The sequence below is a fragment of the Corallococcus carmarthensis genome (genome assembly GCF_003611695.1).
GTDB lineage: Bacteria > Myxococcota > Myxococcia > Myxococcales > Myxococcaceae > Corallococcus > Corallococcus carmarthensis.
Window position 1 is genome coordinate 36873 of sequence record NZ_RAWE01000023.1, and the last position, 17747, is coordinate 54619.

A 17747-nucleotide genomic window follows, 5' to 3' on the forward strand; every position below is an offset into this window, starting at 1 on the left:
CATCGATGCGTCTCTCGGTACCGGGTTTCAACCCCGGCCGGCGTCAGCGCGGTAGCCCAGCTCCGCCTCCACCTGCGCCGCCCGTTGCGCGTACGTGTGCTCGGCCAGCACGCGCCGGAGCGCGGCCTGTCCCATGCGCCGGGCGTCCTCTGGCGTGAGGCGCTTCACGTGCTCGACGACCTCTTCACTGGAGTGGGCCACCAGCACCTCGCGGCCGGGCTCCAGGAACTGCTCCACGCCCTCGAAGGCGTCGGTGATGAGGCAGGCGCCCGCGCCCGCGGCCTCGAACACGCGAGTGGCCGGCGAGAAGCCGAAGCGCGCCGAGCTGTCGCGGTGGAGGTTGAGCACCGCGCGCACCGAGCTGTTCAGCGCGTTGTGGTCCTGCGTGTAGACGTGTCCCAGGCGCACGACGTTGGCCGGCACGACGCGGTCCTCCCAGCCACCGCCCCCCAGGAGCATGCGCGAGCGGGGCAGCGCCTCCGCGGTCTTGAGGAAGAAGGCATCCATGCGCGCCTCGCGGTCCGGCAGCCGGTTGCCCAGGAATGCCAGGTCCCCGGCGAAGCGCGGCTCCGGAGCCACCGGGTGGTGCGTGTCCGGATCCACCGCGTTGAAGATGGGCACGCACCGCCTCGCGCCCAGCTCGCGGTACGCGTTCACCACCGGCGCGCCGCCGCCGTTCGTGAAGATGTGGTCGTAGCGCGGGATGAGCGGACGGAAGAGGTCGTTGGCGTCCTTCGCCACGCGCTCCAGCGTGGCGGGCGCGTCCACGTCCCAGAAGACCACCTGGGTGCCGGAGCGGCGCAGCTCCAGCACTCGCGCCTCCAGGTACGCGTCGAAGGTGCCCACGCCGCTGGCCTTCACCACCACGTCCGCGCCAAAGGCGTCGTCCAGGCACGCATCCAGCGAGCCGCGGTCGTTCGCGGAGACGACGACGCGGACCCAGTCCGGGTCCTGGAGGTCGCGGTGCTCCTGCCGGCCGTGGGCGTCCGGTTCATAGAAGGTGACGTGGTGTCCACGCGCATGCAGGGCGCGGATGAGACCCCGGTAGTAGGTGGCCGCGCCGTTCCACCAGGCGGACACCAGGCTCGAACCAAAGAAGGCGATGCGCAGGCCGTGGCTCATGCGTGGACTCTTTCGGAGGACAACGGATGGAGGACGTCGGCGGGCAGCCCCAGCGTCTGACAGATGCCCAGCAGCTCCTCCACGCGGTGCGCGCAGGTGTGCCGCGACAGTATCGTGCGCAGCCCGGCCTCCGCGAAGGTGTGCCGCAGCTCCGCGTCCGCGACGAGCGCGGACAGGTGGCGCCGCATCTCCGCCCCATCGCGGGCGACGAGGAAGTCCCGGCCCGGCGTGAAGAGTCCGTCCGTGTCCTCCCAGGGCGCGGACACCAGCGGGATGCCGCACGCCAGCGCCTCGAAGGGGCGGTGGGTGGGGATGCCAGGCAGCAGGGTGGCGTAGGGCCGCCGGGGGATGTGCACGGTGACACGGGCCTGGGAGTAGGCCAGCGGCACGCGGTGACTCGGTAGCCAGCCGGCGTACTCGATGCCGGCATCGAAGAGGGCACGCAGGGCCGGGGCCGGGTAGCGCACGCCATGCACCCGTGCCGTCAGCCCCAGCGTGTGCACGGGCTCCAGCAGGAAGTCGTGCAGCGCCTTGGTGCGCGCGTCGTCGCCCCCGTTGCCAATCCAGACCAGGTCCCGCACCTCGCGGTTGCGCGGGTGCGGGTGGAACACGCGCACGTCGGCGGCTTCGTGCCAGGTCCAAGCGCGCTTCGCCCAGCCCCGCTTCCGGTAGAGGTCCCGGAGCACGGTGCCGAAGGCGAGCACTCCGTCGTACTGGGACAGGTCGTAGCGGGCCTGCTCGTCGGGAGCGCTCGCGGCCCGGTGGTGGGTGTCGTGGAAGAGCAGGCGGAAGCGGCCCCCGTCGCGGCGGTGCTCACCCAGGCGGCGCACCAGCTCCGGCGAGGTCCAGTCGTGCACCAGCACCAGGTCCGCGCCATCGAGCACGGCCTCCAGGTCCAGCGCGTCGGGCGCGTAACGCTCCGGACGCAAGCGCGGGTAGAACGCGCGGAGCTCGTTGAGCACGGCCAGGCCGTGGGGTTCCTCCAGGAGGTTCTGGAAGCTCCCGGCGTCCGCGGGTTCGAGCACGCGCACGGTGTGGCCGCGCTCGGACAACTCCGTCATCACGCCGCGCAGGAAGTGGGCGTTGCCGTGGTTCCAGTCCGACAGCAGGGAGTGGCAGAAGAGGATGACACGCATGGGTGGACAGACTCCTCGGTGGGTTTGTCAGGACAGGTGACGTTCGGCCGGACGTGAGGGTGAGCGAGGCATCAGGGCGGGCCGTCGGCGGACTCAAGCGACTCCCCCCGTCCCACGGCCTGCCGCGCTCCTTGCTGTGCCTCCAGCCAGCTTCCCAACCGCGCCACGCCCTCCACCACGCCCACCCGGGGCATCCACCCGGTGGCTCGCGTGAAGGCGCGCGTGTCGGAGACGTAGTAGCGCGGGTCGCCCGTGCGCCAGTCCTCGAAGGCGACGCGAGGCCCGTGGCCCGTGCGGCGTTGGATGAGCGCCAGCAGCTCCAGCAGGCTCACGGTCTGGCCCGGCCCTCCGCCGATGTTGAAGGCCCGGCCCTGGATGCGCGGCATGGCCTGCTGGGCCAGCCAGAAGGCGCGCACCAGGTCCTCCACGTAGAGGAGGTCGCGCACCTGCATGCCGTCGCCGTAGAACGTGAGCGGCTCGCCGTCCAACGCCCGCTGGAGGAGGTGCGCCACCCAGGCCTGGTCCTCCGTGCCGGACTGCCGGGGCCCGTAGATGCTGCTCATCCGGAACACCACCGCCGGCAGGCCGAAGGTCCGCGCGTAGTCCAGCACGTACTGATCCGCCGCCCCCTTGGAACACCCGTAGGGGCTCTCGAAGTCGAGCGGGCACGCCTCACTGATGCCGTGCGCGAGCGTGCGGTCGTCCATCGGCGCGTAGCGCTGGTCCCGGACCGCGAGCTCCAGCCCCTTCAGCCCGCCATACACCTTGCTCGTGGAGGTGAAGACGAGCGGCGGGGGCGTCTCCAGCTCCCGCAGCGCCTCCAGGACGTGGAGCGTGCCGCGCGCGTTGACGTCGAAGTCGTGGAACGGGGACTGGCGGCTTTGCGTCGCCACCACCTGCGCGGCGAAGTGGAACACCTCGCTCGCGTCGCGCACGGCCCGGCGCACCGCGAGCAGGTCGCGCGTGTCCGCCACCTCGATGCGCAGGCGCTCGCCGTGGCGCTCGCGCAGCCAGCGCAGGTTCCGCTCCACCCCGGGGCGCGACACGTTGTCGAGCACCCGCACCGTCCGCCCCTCTTGCAGATAATGGTCCGCCACGTTGGAGCCGATGAAGCCCGCGCCCCCGAGGATGAGGATGTGTTTGCGGCCCATGCGCACCCCCTGGCCGCGCCCACGCGCGCCCATTGGCCCGTCCGGTGAAACGGTAAACACCCCACCGTCCGGGGCACCCCTCCCGGATGGCTTGCCTGGATGCGTGCCCGCGCCAGCCCCCGGGGTGTGAGGCGCCCGACGGCCAGCCCTTCCCGCGGGGCTCCTTGCCCTGGAACTACGAAAGGCTTCGTTGACACCTACGAAATCATTCGTATAACTATGCGTAGGAAGCGGTGAGGAGAGAGGAAGCCATGAGCCGAGGAAAGCTGCCGCGACCCACGGATGCCGAGCTGGCCATCCTGCGGGTGCTGTGGGACCGGGGGGCGCGCACGGTGCGCGAGGTCCATGAAACGCTCCAGGACGGGGGGGGTTACACCACCGTCCTGAAGACGATGCAGATCATGACGGAGAAGGGGCTGGTGACGCGCGACGAGTCCCAGCGCGCGCACGTCTACAGCGCCCGGCTCCCCCGGGAGAGCACCCAGCAGCAGCTGGTCACCGACCTGGTGGACCGCGTGTTCGGCGGCTCCCCGGCGCGGCTCGCCCTGCAGGCCCTGTCCACGAAGAAGACATCCCCCGAGGAGTTGGCGGAGCTGCGCCAGCTGCTGGATTCGCTCGAGAAGGAGTCGGAGTCATGAACGGTCTCATCCTGGAAGCGGTGGGTTGGGCGCTCGTGCATCTGCTGTGGCAGGGCGCGCTCGTGGCGGTGGCCCTGGCGCTGGCGCTGCGGTGGGTGGGCCGGCGTTCGGCGAACCTGCGCTACGCGCTGGCGTGCGGCGCGCTGGGCATCATGCTGGCGCTGCCGGTGGCCACCGCGTGGCGGCATGCCTCGCGCGCGGTGGAGGCCCGCCCGGTGCGCACGGCGTCCGTCCAGCGGACCGTGACACCTCCCCAGCACCCGGTGTCCCTCCCGCGCGTGGAGCCGACCCCGTCGCGTCACATGACGGGAACCGCGTCGCTGCCCCGCATGGACGTGCTGCTCCAGCAGGTGGGCGAACACCTGCCCTGGCTGGTGCTGGCGTGGGGCCTGGGCGTGGCGGCGTCGTCGCTGCGCCTGCTCAAGGGTTGGGTGGGGTTGCGCCGCCAGGTGGACGAGGCGGTGCACGCGTCCTGGGAATGGCAGCAGCGGCTGGAGGTGCTGGCGCGGCGGCTGAACCTCACGCGTCCGGTGCGCCTGCTGGTGTCGTCGAAGCTGGATGTGCCGTCCACGCTGGGCTGGCTGAAGCCCGTGGTGCTGGTCCCCACCGCCACCCTCACCGGACTGGCCGTGCGCGAACTGGAGCTGGTGCTGGCCCACGAGCTGGCCCACATCCGCCGTCACGACTTCGCGGTGAACGTGGTGCAGACGCTGGTGGAGACGCTCCTCTTCTACCACCCGGCCGTGTGGTGGATGTCCCAGGTCATCCGCGTGGAGCGGGAGAACTGCTGTGACGACCTCGCGGTGCGGCAGGGCCCTGGCGCCCTCCCCTATGCCCGCGCGCTCACCGCCCTGGAGGCGCTGCGGTTGCAGGGCATGGACGCCAGCGGTCCCGCGCTGTCCGCGCTGGGCGGTTCGCTGAAGGACCGCGTGCGGCGGCTGGTGGTGGCGCCCACGTCGCGGTGCTCCTCGCACTGGGCAGCGGGGATCTCCATCGCCATGCTGATCAGCAGCCTCGCCCTGGCGGTGCCGCTGACGGCGCTCGCCGTGCAGCCCGTGAAGGCGCCGGCGGCTCCCGCTTCGATGCCGGCGTCCGTCGCCGCCCCCGCGTCCACGTCGCTCGCGGCCGCCGTGGCGACGCCGCCCGCCGTCGCCAAGGACATGCCGCCCGCGGCCGTCGCGGCGGCCCCTGCGCCCACGCCGGTGCCCGCGCCGGTTGTCGCGCCGGCTCCGAACCCCGCGCCCTCAGACAAGGCAAAAGCGCGCGCGGCGAGGAAGGCGGCCGAGGATGCCGATGAGAAGACCCGCGTGGGCGTGGATCCGCTGAGCGTGGATCAGCTCGTCGCGCTGAAGATCGCGGGCGTCACGCCGGAGGTCGTCGATCGCATCAGCGCCATGGGCTACGAGCCCACGGTGGACACGCTGGTGGGCTTCCAGCACGCCGGCATCACGCCGGAGTACGTGAAGTCCCTGGCGGACCGCTTCGGCCGGTCCATCCCCGCCGAGCAGCTGGTGGCCATGAAGCACCTGGGCGTCACGCCCGAGTGGCTGGGGCAGATGGCCGCGCTGGGCTTCGCGAAGGAAGACTCCGAGGACCTGCTGGCCGCGAAGGCGCTGGGCATCGACGCCGCGTGGCTCAATGACCTGAAGACTTCGGGCTTCGGGAACCTGGACCTGGATGAGGCCGTGCAGCTGCGCGCGCTGGGCGTCGACTCCAGCTACCTGCGCGAGCTGGAGTCCGCGGGCGTGAAGCCCGCCACCGTGGATGAGCTGGTGCGCCTGCGCACCGGCGGCGTGGACGCGGACTTCATCCGCCGCATGCAGAAGCCCCGGAAGTAATCCCCCTCTCCTCTCCCATGCGGTCCGCCGCGCGCTCCCACCCGAGCGCGCGAGTGGGCCGCGCCTTGCCGAAAAAGGAGTCGCCGTCATGACGTCGCGCCTGTCTCCATGGCCCACCCTGGTCGTGATGTTCCTCGCCCTCCCCGTCCTCGCCGCCGATGCGCAGCGCACCGGCACCTGGGGCGCGTTCGTGAAGGAGCAGCAGTTGCAGTTGTCGTTGCAGCCGAAGGACCGTCCCGATTCGCACCATGGCTTCTCCGTGCCGGTCGCGGACTTCCAGGGGCTGTCCACCGCGGACGGAAGCAGCGCCCCCTTCAAGCTGGTGCGTGAGGCGGGGACGTTCGACTTCGAGGGCCGCTTCAACGACGGGCAGGGCGTGGGCACCTGGCGCTTCAGCCCGGACGCCAGCTACGCGAAGAAGCTGGCGGAGCTGGGCATTCCCAAGCCGGACGCGGACGAGCAGTTCCTCCTGGCCAGCGTCAACGTGGGCCCGCAACGCGTAAAGGCGCTCGCGGCCGTGGGCCAGAAGGTGACCACCGTGGAGGAGCTGGTCCAGGTGGGCACCTTCAATGTCACCCCGGAATACGTCCGCGCGATGGCGGCCGAGGGCTACCCCAAGCTGACGTTGCAGCAGCTGGTGGACTGCCGCATCCACAACGTCACGCCGGAGCGCATCCAGGGTCTGGCCGCGCTGGGGTTCAAGGGCCTGCCCCTCGACTCGCTCCTGTCCATGAGCATCCACGGCGTGACGCCAGACTTCATCCGCGAGATGCGCGGCCTGGGCTTCCCGGAGCTGAGCGCGGACGACCTGGTGTCCATGCGCATCCACGGCGTCACGTCCGCCTTCGTGAAGGAGATGCGGAGCCTGGGCTACACGAACGCCACCGCGGAAGACTTCGTGTCCCTGCGCATTCATGGCATCGACTCCGTCTTCGTCCGCTCGATGTCGAAGCAGCGCAAGTAGCCAGCGCGAGGTAGTGGATTTCCCTCAGGGAAACGCCTGTCAAGCCGGCTTGTCATCTCAACACAGCCATGCCGGAATCCGTTGGTGCAAGGCATTGCCGCCTTGCACCGACTGGAGCGTTGCGCATGCGAAGCATGGTTCGAGCGTGGTTCCTGATGAGCCTCACCCTGGGCATTGTCACCGCCTGTGGCCCTTCCACCGGGGCCGACGAGGCCGTGCTCCCCAGCGGCGAGGCCCAGGTGGAGCAGGAGATCGGCACGGATCCCAACTGTCCCTCCTCGCAGATGCAGTCGATGGTCACCTGGCAGGCCGCGTGCGGTACGCCCTGTTCGAACACCGCGGGGAACGGGGATCCGGGCACCACCAACAGCGGCTATGGATTGCCCGGCACCAAGTACAAGCGCTGCTGCCCCCCGGGCGGCACCTGTACGGCCTGGAAGCTCATCGGGCCGGTCTGCCAGTTCTGCGAGCTCCAATAACTCCCAGCCAGGACCCCGCCCGACCGGATGCACGGTCAGGCGGGGCCTTGGCGTAGGAAGCCCCAGGGCCTAACCCTGAACCCTGGGTTCACTCTTTAGCCGCACGAAGCTCGTCAACGTGACGCTGTTCCACACCGTGGAGGACCTCCAGGGCATGGTCGGTGCCGGCATGGAGCAGGGTCTCAACCAGAGCTACGCGGCGCTGGACAAGCTCCTCGCGAAGCCCAACTGACCTCACGCAAGACGGGAGCCCCGGTGTGTCAGGGGCTCCCGTGGTGCCGCATCAGGGGCGTTGCTGCGCGAGCAGCCAGTCGAAGACCTTCGGGTCCTCGTACACGCTGTTCCAGATGGCGTGGCCTCCCGAGTCGTAGACCGTGAAGAGCACTGGACGCGCCGGGCCCGCCCCGGTGGCGTCGGTCGCCGTCTGGCCGGAGCTCCACTCCCACTTCCCGGTCGCCGGACGGAAGAAGGCCGTCTGGGTCTTGTCCAGGTCGACGTACGTGGACATCACCCCGCCCGTCGCGCCCATCGCCACCCCGAACTGGTCCACCCAGCTGACGGTCGCGTCAATGGAATACGTGCCGTCGTTGGTGGCATGTGCCGCCCAGATGGGGAGGTTCGCGGCGATCATCCCGTGCGCGACGCCGTAGCTCTCGGACAGGAGCCAGGACGTCGGGCAGACGGCGACGATGCCCGCGAGCTTGGATGGATAGACGGACGCATAGGAGAACGAACCGCCTCCGCCCAGGCTCAGCCCCGTCATGTAGACCCGGCGCCGGTCCACCTTGTACGTCGCCAGGATGTGGTCGACGAACGGGTTGAGTTTGTACTGCGCTTCATACGGGCTCCAGGTGCTGCCGGTGTCCGCCTGCGGTGAGACGAGGATGAAGGGATAGTCCTTCCCCTTCGTGTCGATGTAGTTCTGCGGGCCCAGCTCGCGGACCTTCTTGAGCTCCGAGCTGCCGCCATTGCCCCGCTGATCCATGCCGTGCAGGAAGAAGACGACGGGCCAGTTCGAGCCGGCGGTGTAGCCAGACGGCAGGTAGACGACGTAGCCATAGCCGCCCGGCGTGGAGGCGGACTTGTAGACCTCCGTCGTGGTGCCCCGTCCCGTCTGCGCCGGGTTCACCGTCACCTTCGTCCGCGCGAAGGCGCTGGCGCCGTCGTCGTCCGTCACGGTGAGCTGGAATTCATACGTCCCCTGCACCAGCCCCGAAGCCGTGGCCGTGAGCGCGCCAGCGTTCGCGAGCGTCGCCGTATTGGGCCCGGACACCTGCGTCCACTGCCGGGAGGCCACCGTTCCGTCCGGGTCGCTCGCCGCACCGGTCAGCGTCGCCGTGGACACGGGCAGGGCCACGGTCTGGTCCGCGCCCGCGGAGACGACGGGGGGCTGGTTCGCGCCAGGGTCCACCGGGCTGCCGTAGATGACCAGCTCGTTGAGGCCCGCGTACAGCGTGCGCGTGACGTGGAGGTAGCGCGTGGGCTGGTTCACGGGGATGAGCAGCCAGCGCTCCCACAGCGACGAGCTGAACGTCCCCACGGACGCCCACGCACCGGGCGAGCCGATGTCGAAGTGCACGTCGCCCGTGTCGTACGTGTCGAAGAAGCCCACCTCCGTCACCTGGTACGCCTGCCCCAGGTCGATGACGAAGCCCATGGGGTACGCGCTGGCGTTGTAGACGGCGTTGCCCCACGTCGTGGTGGGCTTCGCCCCGGTCCCCGCGCGAGGGTCCCCGATGGCCGCCTGTTCGTCATACAGCGACGCGTAGGCGCCAATCGCCGGGCGTACAGCGTCCACCTGCACCATGGACGCGGTGATGGGGACCTTCACGCTGGCGGCCAGCGGCAGCGTCTGGGTGGACGCCGCCGACAGGCCGTCCTCCCCCGGGTCCGCGCAGCCACTCAGCGCCAGGGCCAACACCACCGGCCCAAGCGTGTTCCAGGGACCTTGTTTCATCGGGATGACTCCTCCAGGAGTGACACCTCTCTTCCGGAACCCGAGAGGCATCAAACAAGATTAAGCAGAATAAATAACATTAGCTGAAAAATGTGTTGTCGCGGCCGGAGCGCCGGCGTCACGTGGCGGGCTCCCCATGTTTGTTGGAGGCAGCCATGCTTCAGCGTTTCGGACGGTGTCTCGTCATCCCCTTCGTCTTCCTGTCGGCGTGTGAGGTTCCCGAGCCCGCGCCCGACACGCCCGTTCGTGTCGCTCGCGGCGCGGTCGCCGGTGAGCTGGCCGTGACCCTCATCGACGACAGCGGCTTCAACTACGCCTGGCAGGTGAACGACGGCGACGACGCCTCGGGCGCTTGGGGCGCGGGCGATAACGCCTCTGTCGGCTACGACCTGGGGACGTTGAAACAGGTGCGGGAGGTGTGGAGTTACGGCGACCAGGCCTACCGTTTCCACGTCCAGCTCTTCGACGCGAACTGGTCCCAGACGGGCTGGTACGACTGCGACCTCGACGGCGGCGTCATCCAGTGGCAGGGCTGCGACATTCCGGACACGAACGCGCGCTTCGTCTACGTGCGCTACCGCACGAACACGAGCGGTTCGTGGGTGCAGGAGGTGAACCTCCTGGGCGGCGCCCCCGGCACCGGCGAGCTGCCCATCCCTGCCGGCGCCTTCCGGGGCACGTACTTCAGCGACCGGAACCTGACGACCCGGGCCTTCCAGCGCCAGGACGCCGCCATCCAGTTCGCCTGGGGGACGGGGAGCCCCGGCACGGGCGTGGGCGTGGATGACTTCAGCGTCCGCTGGGAAGGCGACTGGAACTTCGCCACCGCGGGCACGTACCGCTTCTCCACGACGTCCGACGACGGCAGCCGCATCTTCGTCGACGGGGCGCTCGTCGTGGACCACTGGAGCGACCACGGCGCGACGGCGCGGACCGGTGACGTCATGCTCACGGCCGGCACGCACCGCGTGAAGGTGGAGTACTACGAGGCCGCCGGTGACGCGTCCGCCCAGGTGGGCTGGACGTTGCAGTCCGGGAGCACGCCCGGCGTGGGGGGCGTTCCCACGCCGCCTTCCGGCTGGGTGCTGGACCTCCAGGATGACTTCAACTCGCTGGACTGGAACAAGTGGAAGCAATGGCAGACGAACGTGCCGCTCATCCACACGGTCATGGTGATGAACACGCAGAGCCAGTGCGTGACGGCCAACGGCTACCTGGAGATGCGCGCCCGGAAGCGCAATGACGGCTCCGGCATCTGGGACGGCTGCTACCTGGACCAGGGCACGTGGTGGGACGCGGCGGGCTCCCGGCCCGCGCATCCCGGGTACGCGGACTACCAGGTGTCGTTCAAGGCGGACCTGCCGCCGGGCGTGGGCACGGGCATGTACTTCCTCATGTGGCCCATCGCGGAGAGCTGGGGCGGGACGCCATGGCCGCCGGAGCTGGACATCGTCGAGCTGCCCAACAACGACGGCACGAACGTCATGACCACCTGGCACTGGGATCCGGACAACAAGCAGTCCGAGATCCGGCCCACCGTGGACCGCAGGAATGGCAAGCAGTGGGTCTACACCGCGCGCCGCGTGGGCAATGACATCCGCATGTGGATTGGCGACCCGGCGACCAACGCCATCCGGGAGATTCCGCTGCCGGCCGCGTTCTCCAACAACCCGGACCCCAAGCGGATGCTGGTGGGCATGGCGAACTTCGTCGCCTCCACCTGGGCCATCAACGGCTCGGCCTCCGCGTTCTGGTACGGCGACGCGAACGCCACGGGCGCCACCGCTTGGACCGCGTCCATCGACTACGTGAAGGTCTGGAAGCCGGGCCCGGGCATGAGCGGGCAGTAGGCTTTCCGTCCCGGGGCGGAATGGCGTGCGCTGCCCATCCCGCCCCCTTCACTCCGTCGTACCTTCCACCTGCTTTTCGGTGTATCCCAGGCTCCCCCCTCAACGGGCTTACCCCCTGCCCGGCCCCTCAGGAGCAAGCCATGCACCACAGCCGACTCAGCACGTTCGTCATCGACTGCAAGGTCGGAGACCTCGACGCCGCCGCGCGGTTCTGGAGCGCGGCGCTGGGACGAAAACTGGCCCCCGTGGACGAGGACTCCCCCACCTACCGCGAGCTGGTGGCGAAGCCCGAGGAGCCCATGCTCCTCATCCAGCAGGTAGAGCACGACAGCCGCATCCACCTGGACATCGAGGCGGACGACCTGGACGCGGAGCTGGAGCGGCTGGAGGCGCTGGGCGCGAAGCGCATCGCCTACGTGAAGCGCTGGTGGGTGGTGGAGGCCCCCACCGGGCAGCGCTTCTGCATCGTCCGCCCGCAGCGCGGTCCCCTGGAGGGCCGCGCCAACGTGTGGGACGGCGAGGGCCGCTGAAGGCGCCCTACCCCGGGCCCAGCGCGGCCTGGAGCAGGTCCAACAGCCCCGGCCACTCCTCCGCGGACAGCCACAGCCCCTCCGGCGCGTGCACCGCGGTCATCCGCAGGGAGGAGGACTCGAAGAGGCGGGCCGCCAGCGCGCCTTCCTTCGGCAACCTCCCCTCCACCCGGAGCACCTGTCCGTCCCAGGCCAGCCCCGGCGGCAGCAGCTTGCGCGCCAGGGCCTGGAGCGCGGCCCTCCCCGCGCCCGTGCGCAGCGCGCCCATCAGCAGCGACGACGCGCCGGGGGACTCCTCCAGCTCCACCCGGCCCGGCGTGGCCAGCCACAGCGTGTAGCGCCCCTGGGCCAGCTCCACGCGCTGGGGGGTCGTCTCCACCCGCAGCTTCCAGCCCCGCACGTCCAGCCGCAGGTCGTACACGGCGGCGGCGCTGTCCCAGGAGCGCAGCGTGAAGCCCTTCACGCGGCCCAGCACGCCACGCGACAGCGCCTCCACCCGCGCGTGCGACAGGCGCACCCGCCGTCCGGCCACGTCCACCGCGACCTGGTTGGACAGCCCCTCCGGCAGGGCCCTGGCCCACGCGAGCACGCCGTCCAGCATTCCCGTCCACGACTGCCCCGCCATCACGCGTCACTCCTCGGGGCCATGACCCGCCTCCGGCAGGGGCGCCCGTCGGGTGCACAATGGGGGACGCGGGCCCCCCGTGCAAAGCCTCCGCGCGGTGCTACGGTGCGCCCCGTGCCACAGAGCGAGTCCCTGTCAGAGCGGGTGGAGCGGTTGCAGCTGCCCTTCAACGAATACGGTGTCGACCCCTACGGCATCTCCAAGAAGCACCTGAAGCTGGCGCTGGAGTTCTTCGCCTTCCTCTACCGGAACTACTTCCGGGTGCGCTGCACCGGCGTGCAACACATCCCCAAGCAGGGCCGGGGCATGCTGGTGGGCAACCACTCCGGCGGCGTCGCGGTGGACGGGATGATGGTGCTCACCTCCACGCTGCTGGAGATGGATCCACCCCGGCTCGCGCAGGGCATGGTGGAGCGCTTCATCCACAAGTTCCCCGTGGCCTCGCTGTGGGCCAGCCGCACCGGCCAGTTCACCGGCCTGCCCGAGCACGCCGTGCGCCTGCTGGAGGACGACCGGCTGTTGATGATTTTTCCGGAAGGCGCCCGCGGCACCGCGAAGCTCTACCCGGATCGCTACTCGCTGGTGGACTTCGGCACGGGGTTCATCCGGCTGGCGCTCCAGACGCGCTCGCCCATCATCCCCTTCGCCTTCCTGGGCGGCGGCGCGGCCATCCCCACCATCACCAACGCCTACGCGCTGGGGAAGCTGTTGGGCATGCCGTACATCCCGCTGACGCCGTACCTGCTGCCGCTGCCGCTGCCAGTGGGGCTGGAAATCCACTACGGCGAGCCGCTCGTCTTCGAGGGCACGGGCGACGAGGAGGACCACGTCATCCAGGGCTATGTGGACCAGGTGAAGGCCCGCATCCAGCAGCTCATCGAAGACAACCGCGCCGAGCGCAACCTGCGCCGGACCCGGAGGCTGTTGCCATGAGGGTGTTGATTCCAGGCATCTCCGGCGGCATCGCGCGCAGGCTGGCGCTGCGGCTGCGCGACAACGGCCATGAGGTCGCGGGCATCGACATCCGGCCGTGGCGGGACGCGCCCAAGGACATCCAGGTGCACCCGGTGGACGTGCGCAAGCGCGCCGCCGAGGACGTCTTCCGCCGCTGGAAGCCGGAGGCGGTGGTGCACATGGCCACGGTGACGGCGTTCACCGTGCCCGGCGGCGAGCGCGGCCGCATCAACCTGGACGGAACCAAGGCGCTGTTCGACCACTGCGCGACGCACGGCGTGAAGCAGGTGCTCTTCGTGGGCCGGCACACGTTCTATGGCGCGGCGCCGGACTCGCCGCTGTACCACTCGGAGGACGAGCCCCCGCGCGCGCTGGAGGCCATCCCGGAGCTGGCGGACCTGGTGGCCGCGGACCTGTACGCGGCCACGGCGCTGTGGCGCATGCCGGAGGTCACCACCGCGGTGCTGCGGCTCGTCTACACGCTGGGCACGCCGGGCACGGGCACGCTCGCGAACCTCCTGCGCGGCAAGCGCGTGCCCATGGTGCTGGGTTACGACCCGCTCTTCCACGTGCTCCAGGAGGAGGACGTGGTGACGGCGCTGCAGCTGGCGCTGGAGAAGAAGGTGCGCGGCATCTTCAACGTCGCGGGGCCCGCGCCGGTGCCGCTGTCGGTCATCATCCGGGGCACGGGCCGCACGCCGGTGCCGCTGCCGTCACCGCTCTTCTCGGTGTTGATGGGGCGGGCGGGCTTCCCCCGCTTGTCGGTGGGCGCAACGGATCACCTGCGCTACCCCATCGTGGTGGACAACAAGCGCTTCCTGGAGGCCACGGGCTTCCAGTACACCTTCGACGAGGGCCGCATCCTGCGCGCCTACGCGGACGCGCTGCCGGTGGACCGGGCGGGTCATGGTGGCTGACAGCGTCGGCGCGGCATCCGTGCCCACGCCGGGCCTGTTGCGCCGGGTGGAAGCGGTGGTGTTCCTCACCGTGTTCCTGGACCTGGTGGGCTTCGGCATCGTCATCCCGATGCTGCCCTTCTACGTGCAGTCCATGGGCGGCTCGGCGCGCACGGTGGGCATCCTGCTGGGGTGTTTCAGTTTCACGCAGCTGCTCGCCACGCCGCTGCTCGGGCGGTACTCGGACCGGCACGGGCGGCGCGCGGTCATCCTGCTGAGCCTGCTGGCGAACGCGGTGGCGATGGCGCTGTTCGCGCTGGCCAGCCACCAGCGGATGCTGCCGTTGTTGTTCGCGTCCCGCATCCTGGCGGGGGCGACGTCCGGGAACATCGCCGCGTGTCAGGCGGCGCTCGCGGACGTGACGACGAAGGAGACGCGCGCGAAGGCCATGGGCCGCATTGGCGCGGGCATTGGCCTGGGCATGGTGCTGGGGCCCACGCTGGGCGGCCTGTTCTCCGGCCTGGGCCCGTGGGTGCCGCCGCTGCTCGCGGGAGGCCTGGCGCTGGTGGGCTTCGTGGGCGCGCTCCTGGCGATGCCGGAGACACACCCGGTGGAGAAGCGCGTGGCGGCGAAATCCCAGACGCGGTGGTCCGCGTTGCAGGACTCGCCCCGGCGCAAGGCGTTGGGAATGGTGCTGGGGTTGTTCTTCGCGGTGTTCCTGGCCATGACCACGCTCCAGGTGGCGTTCGCGCTGCTGGTGCAGGCGCGGCTGGGCTGGGGCTCCAAGGAAGTGGGCTACACGTTCGCGGTGGTGGGCGGGCTGGGGATGGTCATCCAGGGCGGGCTGATTGGCCCGCTGTCGCGCGCGGCGGGTGAGTTCCGGTTGCTCATCTGCGGAGCCCTCCTCCTGGCCTGCGGCATGGCGGGGCTCGCGGTGTCGTGGCAGGCCCTTCCGATGATGGTCTCCGTGGTGCTGGTGGGCGTGGGGACGGGCTTCCTCCAGCCGCTGATTTCGAGCCAGGCCTCGCAGGTCGCCTCGCCTTCGCAGCAGGGCGCCGTGCTGGGTCTGGCGCAGTCGTGCGGCGGACTGGCCCGCACGGTCGGTCCGGTGGCGAGCGGCTGGATGTATGCGTCGTGGAGCACCCAGGCCCCCTTCCTGACGGGCATGGTTTCAGCGCTCGCGGCGGCGGGTTTGAGCGTGCTTCTCCATCGGGAAACAGCGGACGACGCGGAGCGGTAAAGCCTTTCGGACCCACCCGGGTCCGTGTCTCCCCGCAACCCCATACCCCTTTTGGGGGTCTTGTCTTCACCCGACCCGTGGGAGCAGTCTTTTGCTCACGAGGGGGCGGTGAAGCCATCACTCCCGGGGGGTAGGGCTTGCCATTGGCGGGTGAAGTCGCGCTGCTGGATGCGTTGGACCGTCAGGCCCGGCGCCGGGCGGAAGGCATCGCGACCCTGAGCGTGCTGGAGGGACCCGAGGCCCTGGGGGGGACGCTCTGGAGCCAGTGGGCCGCGAGGCACGGGCAGGCGGTGGTGGAGGTCTCCGGTGAGGACCCGAGGGCGGCGGCGCTGGACTGGGCCCGGGCGCTGGCAACGGCGCGGGACCTGGGGGAGGACGCGGAGGCGCTGGCGACGTTCAGCCTGACGGCGGCGAATCCCAGACACACGCCGGCGTTCCGCGGAAAGACAGCGCATGAGCGGCGCGTGTTGCTGGACGCGCTGCCGCCGCCCTCGATGTTGCCGGAAGCCACGTGGGCGCTGTGCCGGGAGCTGGTGATTGGCAGGGAGGCGGTGGGGCCGGGCGCCCTGCCCCCCGCGGTGCACACGGCGTTCGCGAAGAACCTGGGCGCGGGGCTGCGCGCGCTGCACGCGCTGGTGCCGCCCGGAAAGGCGCCGGTGGTGCGGGTGCCCGCGGGGGTGGCGCCGGCGTTCCGGGGGCTCCAGGTGGCGGGCGTGTTGAGCAGCGCGGTGCCGGCGCTCGCGGTGGCGTGCGGGGTGTCCAGCGAGGCGTTGGCGGCGTTCCTGGCGGGTGGGGAGACGCGGCTGAAAGCGCTGGTGCGCGAGGGCGTGCTGGCGGTGCCCGTGGAGCCCTCCGAGACCGCGAGCGCGGTGGCGACGCTCCGGAAGCTGGAGCGCACGGGCGCGACGGAGGCGCAGCGGGTGAGCGCCGCCGAGGTGGCGCTGGCGGTGCTGACGGGCGCGGGCGAGGCGGGCGCGGACCGGGCGCGAAGCAAGGCGGAGGCATACCTGCGCGACCGGCTGGAGGAGCACCCGGGCACGGCGGGCCTCTTCGCGCTCAACGTCCGGCTGCACCCCGAGGACAAGCGCTCCTGGGAGGTGGACCTGCTGTGCCGCTCGCTGCGCATCGCGGTGGAGATCGACGGCTACCACCACTTCCAGGATCCGGAGCGGTTCCGCCGCGACCGGCGCAAGGACCTGGACCTGCAGCGCGAGGGCTACTGGGTGTACCGGCTGCTCGCGACGGACGTGCTGTCCCAGTTGGAGCACATCCTCCACACCCTCGACACGTTGATTGAAGCCCGCGGGCGCGAGCCTGACGGGCGGGAGCCACGACATGGACACCGACACTCCTGACACCCGACTCCAGGGCCTGGCCCTGGCATGGCTGGCGACGCGCTCGGAGAAGAAGGCCGGCACGCGCAATGAGCTGGCGAAGACGCTGCACGCCTTCGTGGAGCACCGCTGGAGCCGGGGTGAATGGACCGGACGGTTCGACGCGCTGCTGACGGGACTGCTGGACGGCAAGCTCGTGGAGGCCCGGGGCCGTTCGGGGCTGGCGCTGACGGGGCCGGGCCGTCAACAGGCGCTGAAGTTCCTGCGGGTGGACTCGCCCAAGGGGCTCACGTGGAAGCGCGTGAAGCAGCAGCACCTGCTGGCGAAGGGCCTGGGCCTGCCGGGCACCAAGCCCGCGCTGGGGCGGTTATCGGACGCGGACGGCGTGCGGGCGCTGGTGCTCAAGCGGGCGCACAAGGTGGACGGGCCGGAGACGCCGACGCTGGCGCAGGTGCGCGACCGGCTGTTGTGGCGGCAGCTGGGCGTGGAGACGGACGAGGCGTTCTCGCTGCGCGCGGTACAGGCGCACCTGCTGGGCAAATTGCTGAAGCAGGAGGTCAGCGATCCGAAGCGCGGCGTGGAGCAGCTGGCCGCCCGCGCGGTGGGAGCGTCGCGGGTGGACGCGGAGGTGGTGCGGATGGCGGCGCTGCGGGAATGGGTGCTGGCGGGGGCGGACAAGGCGCCCCCACCCGGACAGAAGCCCCCGGAGGCTCCCCTGAAGTCAGAACCCAAGGTGCCATCCGCGGACACGGCGTCTTTCGCCCAGCGGGTGCTGGACGCGGCCGGGGCCGTGCCCCCCACGGGCCGCTTCGGTGACAACAAGGTCTTCATCTCCCACGTGTGGAAGGCGTTGCAGCCGGAGTGGTCTGACCGCCCGGCGTTCAACGAGGCGCTGCTCGCGGCCAACCGCGCGCATTACCTGTCACTGGGCCGGGCGGACCTGCTGGCGGCCATGAACTCCCGCGACATCACCGAATCCGAAGTGCGCACCGTCGGCGCCAGCTTCCATTTCGTCGTCCTCTAAGCGGAACCC

Annotated in this window: 16 protein-coding genes; 11 read left to right on the forward strand and 5 right to left on the reverse strand. The window is 70.6% G+C overall.

Annotated features, from left to right (window positions below; translation table 11 throughout):
- Window positions 1-27: 27 nt before the first annotated feature.
- The 3 genes from D7X32_RS09425 to D7X32_RS09435 all read right to left on the reverse strand — a co-directional run bounded on the left by D7X32_RS09425 (window position 28) and on the right by D7X32_RS09435 (window position 3409).
- Complete coding sequence (locus D7X32_RS09425; RefSeq protein WP_120602181.1) at window positions 28-1122, reverse strand: CgeB family protein; 1095 nt, start codon at window positions 1120-1122, stop codon at window positions 28-30.
- Window positions 1119-2258, reverse strand: coding sequence for a CgeB family protein (locus tag D7X32_RS09430; RefSeq protein ID WP_120602182.1), 1140 nt, complete (start codon window positions 2256-2258; stop codon window positions 1119-1121). The genes D7X32_RS09425 and D7X32_RS09430 overlap by 4 nt, the downstream gene beginning before the upstream one ends.
- 71 nt (window positions 2259-2329) lie before the next feature.
- Window positions 2330-3409, reverse strand: a complete 1080-nt coding sequence (locus D7X32_RS09435; RefSeq protein ID WP_120602208.1) for an NAD-dependent epimerase/dehydratase family protein — start codon at window positions 3407-3409, stop codon at window positions 2330-2332.
- A gap of 251 nt (window positions 3410-3660) precedes the next feature.
- On the opposite strand from D7X32_RS09435, the gene D7X32_RS09440 reads away from it, so the two are divergent.
- The 4 genes from D7X32_RS09440 to D7X32_RS09455 all read left to right on the forward strand — a co-directional run bounded on the left by D7X32_RS09440 (window position 3661) and on the right by D7X32_RS09455 (window position 7328).
- Window positions 3661-4047, forward strand: coding sequence for a BlaI/MecI/CopY family transcriptional regulator (locus tag D7X32_RS09440; RefSeq protein WP_120602183.1), 387 nt, complete (start codon window positions 3661-3663; stop codon window positions 4045-4047).
- On the forward strand, window positions 4044-5885 hold the full coding sequence (locus tag D7X32_RS09445) for a M56 family metallopeptidase (RefSeq protein ID WP_120602184.1): 1842 nt from the start codon (window positions 4044-4046) through the stop codon (window positions 5883-5885). The genes D7X32_RS09440 and D7X32_RS09445 overlap by 4 nt, the downstream gene beginning before the upstream one ends.
- An 88-nt stretch (window positions 5886-5973) precedes the next feature.
- A complete protein-coding gene (locus D7X32_RS09450) occupies window positions 5974-6849 on the forward strand; it encodes a 4-hydroxy-3-methylbut-2-enyl diphosphate reductase (RefSeq protein WP_244238928.1) in 876 nt (291 codons plus the stop codon).
- Window positions 6850-6974: 125 nt separating this feature from the next.
- Window positions 6975-7328 carry a hypothetical protein gene (locus D7X32_RS09455; protein WP_120602185.1) on the forward strand — a complete coding sequence of 118 codons (354 nt, stop codon included), beginning with the start codon at window positions 6975-6977 and terminating at the stop codon, window positions 7326-7328.
- 283 nt (window positions 7329-7611) lie between these two features.
- Here the strand turns inward: D7X32_RS09455 and D7X32_RS09465 are convergent, their stop codons facing one another.
- Window positions 7612-9285, reverse strand: a complete 1674-nt coding sequence (locus D7X32_RS09465; protein ID WP_120602186.1) for a carboxylesterase family protein — start codon at window positions 9283-9285, stop codon at window positions 7612-7614.
- A 155-nt stretch (window positions 9286-9440) separates the two neighbouring features.
- On the opposite strand from D7X32_RS09465, the gene D7X32_RS09470 reads away from it, so the two are divergent.
- Together D7X32_RS09470 and D7X32_RS09475 are read left to right on the forward strand one after the other, a co-directional pair.
- Window positions 9441-11135, forward strand: a complete 1695-nt coding sequence (locus D7X32_RS09470; protein WP_120602187.1) for a PA14 domain-containing protein — start codon at window positions 9441-9443, stop codon at window positions 11133-11135.
- A 140-nt stretch (window positions 11136-11275) separates the two neighbouring features.
- Window positions 11276-11665: a VOC family protein gene (locus D7X32_RS09475; protein WP_120602188.1), complete on the forward strand. Its 390-nt coding sequence runs from the start codon at window positions 11276-11278 to the stop codon at window positions 11663-11665.
- Window positions 11666-11672: 7 nt separating this feature from the next.
- Here the strand turns inward: D7X32_RS09475 and D7X32_RS09480 are convergent, their stop codons facing one another.
- Window positions 11673-12290: a hypothetical protein gene (locus tag D7X32_RS09480; RefSeq protein WP_120602189.1), complete on the reverse strand. Its 618-nt coding sequence runs from the start codon at window positions 12288-12290 to the stop codon at window positions 11673-11675.
- A gap of 105 nt (window positions 12291-12395) precedes the next feature.
- Between D7X32_RS09480 and D7X32_RS09485 the strand changes: the two genes are divergently transcribed.
- From D7X32_RS09485 to D7X32_RS09505, 5 genes are all read left to right on the forward strand, one after another.
- Window positions 12396-13223, forward strand: a complete 828-nt coding sequence (locus tag D7X32_RS09485; protein ID WP_120602190.1) for a lysophospholipid acyltransferase family protein — start codon at window positions 12396-12398, stop codon at window positions 13221-13223.
- On the forward strand, window positions 13220-14161 hold the full coding sequence (locus D7X32_RS09490; RefSeq protein WP_120602191.1) for an SDR family oxidoreductase: 942 nt from the start codon (window positions 13220-13222) through the stop codon (window positions 14159-14161). The genes D7X32_RS09485 and D7X32_RS09490 overlap by 4 nt, the downstream gene beginning before the upstream one ends.
- A complete protein-coding gene (locus D7X32_RS09495; RefSeq protein ID WP_120602192.1) occupies window positions 14151-15380 on the forward strand; it encodes an MFS transporter in 1230 nt (409 codons plus the stop codon). The genes D7X32_RS09490 and D7X32_RS09495 overlap by 11 nt, the downstream gene beginning before the upstream one ends.
- A 143-nt stretch (window positions 15381-15523) precedes the next feature.
- The gene (locus D7X32_RS09500; protein ID WP_120602193.1) at window positions 15524-16735 is read left to right on the forward strand and encodes an endonuclease domain-containing protein; all 1212 of its coding nucleotides are present in this window, start codon (window positions 15524-15526) and stop codon (window positions 16733-16735) included.
- Window positions 16716-17738 carry a hypothetical protein gene (locus tag D7X32_RS09505; RefSeq protein WP_120602210.1) on the forward strand — a complete coding sequence of 341 codons (1023 nt, stop codon included), beginning with the start codon at window positions 16716-16718 and terminating at the stop codon, window positions 17736-17738. The genes D7X32_RS09500 and D7X32_RS09505 overlap by 20 nt, the downstream gene beginning before the upstream one ends.
- Window positions 17739-17747 lie beyond the last annotated feature (9 nt).

Coding starts and splice junctions, on each gene's coding strand:
- D7X32_RS09425 (WP_120602181.1), bottom strand. CDS start 1,122: ATGAGCCACGGCCTGCGCATCGCCTTCTTTGGTTCGAGCCTGGTGTCC.
- D7X32_RS09430 (WP_120602182.1), bottom strand. CDS start 2,258: ATGCGTGTCATCCTCTTCTGCCACTCCCTGCTGTCGGACTGGAACCAC.
- D7X32_RS09435 (WP_120602208.1), bottom strand. CDS start 3,409: ATGGGCCGCAAACACATCCTCATCCTCGGGGGCGCGGGCTTCATCGGC.
- D7X32_RS09440 (WP_120602183.1), top strand. CDS start 3,661: ATGAGCCGAGGAAAGCTGCCGCGACCCACGGATGCCGAGCTGGCCATC.
- D7X32_RS09445 (WP_120602184.1), top strand. CDS start 4,044: ATGAACGGTCTCATCCTGGAAGCGGTGGGTTGGGCGCTCGTGCATCTG.
- D7X32_RS09450 (WP_244238928.1), top strand. CDS start 5,974: ATGACGTCGCGCCTGTCTCCATGGCCCACCCTGGTCGTGATGTTCCTC.
- D7X32_RS09455 (WP_120602185.1), top strand. CDS start 6,975: ATGCGAAGCATGGTTCGAGCGTGGTTCCTGATGAGCCTCACCCTGGGC.
- D7X32_RS09465 (WP_120602186.1), bottom strand. CDS start 9,285: ATGAAACAAGGTCCCTGGAACACGCTTGGGCCGGTGGTGTTGGCCCTG.
- D7X32_RS09470 (WP_120602187.1), top strand. CDS start 9,441: ATGCTTCAGCGTTTCGGACGGTGTCTCGTCATCCCCTTCGTCTTCCTG.
- D7X32_RS09475 (WP_120602188.1), top strand. CDS start 11,276: ATGCACCACAGCCGACTCAGCACGTTCGTCATCGACTGCAAGGTCGGA.
- D7X32_RS09480 (WP_120602189.1), bottom strand. CDS start 12,290: ATGGCGGGGCAGTCGTGGACGGGAATGCTGGACGGCGTGCTCGCGTGG.
- D7X32_RS09490 (WP_120602191.1), top strand. CDS start 13,220: ATGAGGGTGTTGATTCCAGGCATCTCCGGCGGCATCGCGCGCAGGCTG.
- D7X32_RS09495 (WP_120602192.1), top strand. CDS start 14,151: ATGGTGGCTGACAGCGTCGGCGCGGCATCCGTGCCCACGCCGGGCCTG.
- D7X32_RS09505 (WP_120602210.1), top strand. CDS start 16,716: ATGGACACCGACACTCCTGACACCCGACTCCAGGGCCTGGCCCTGGCA.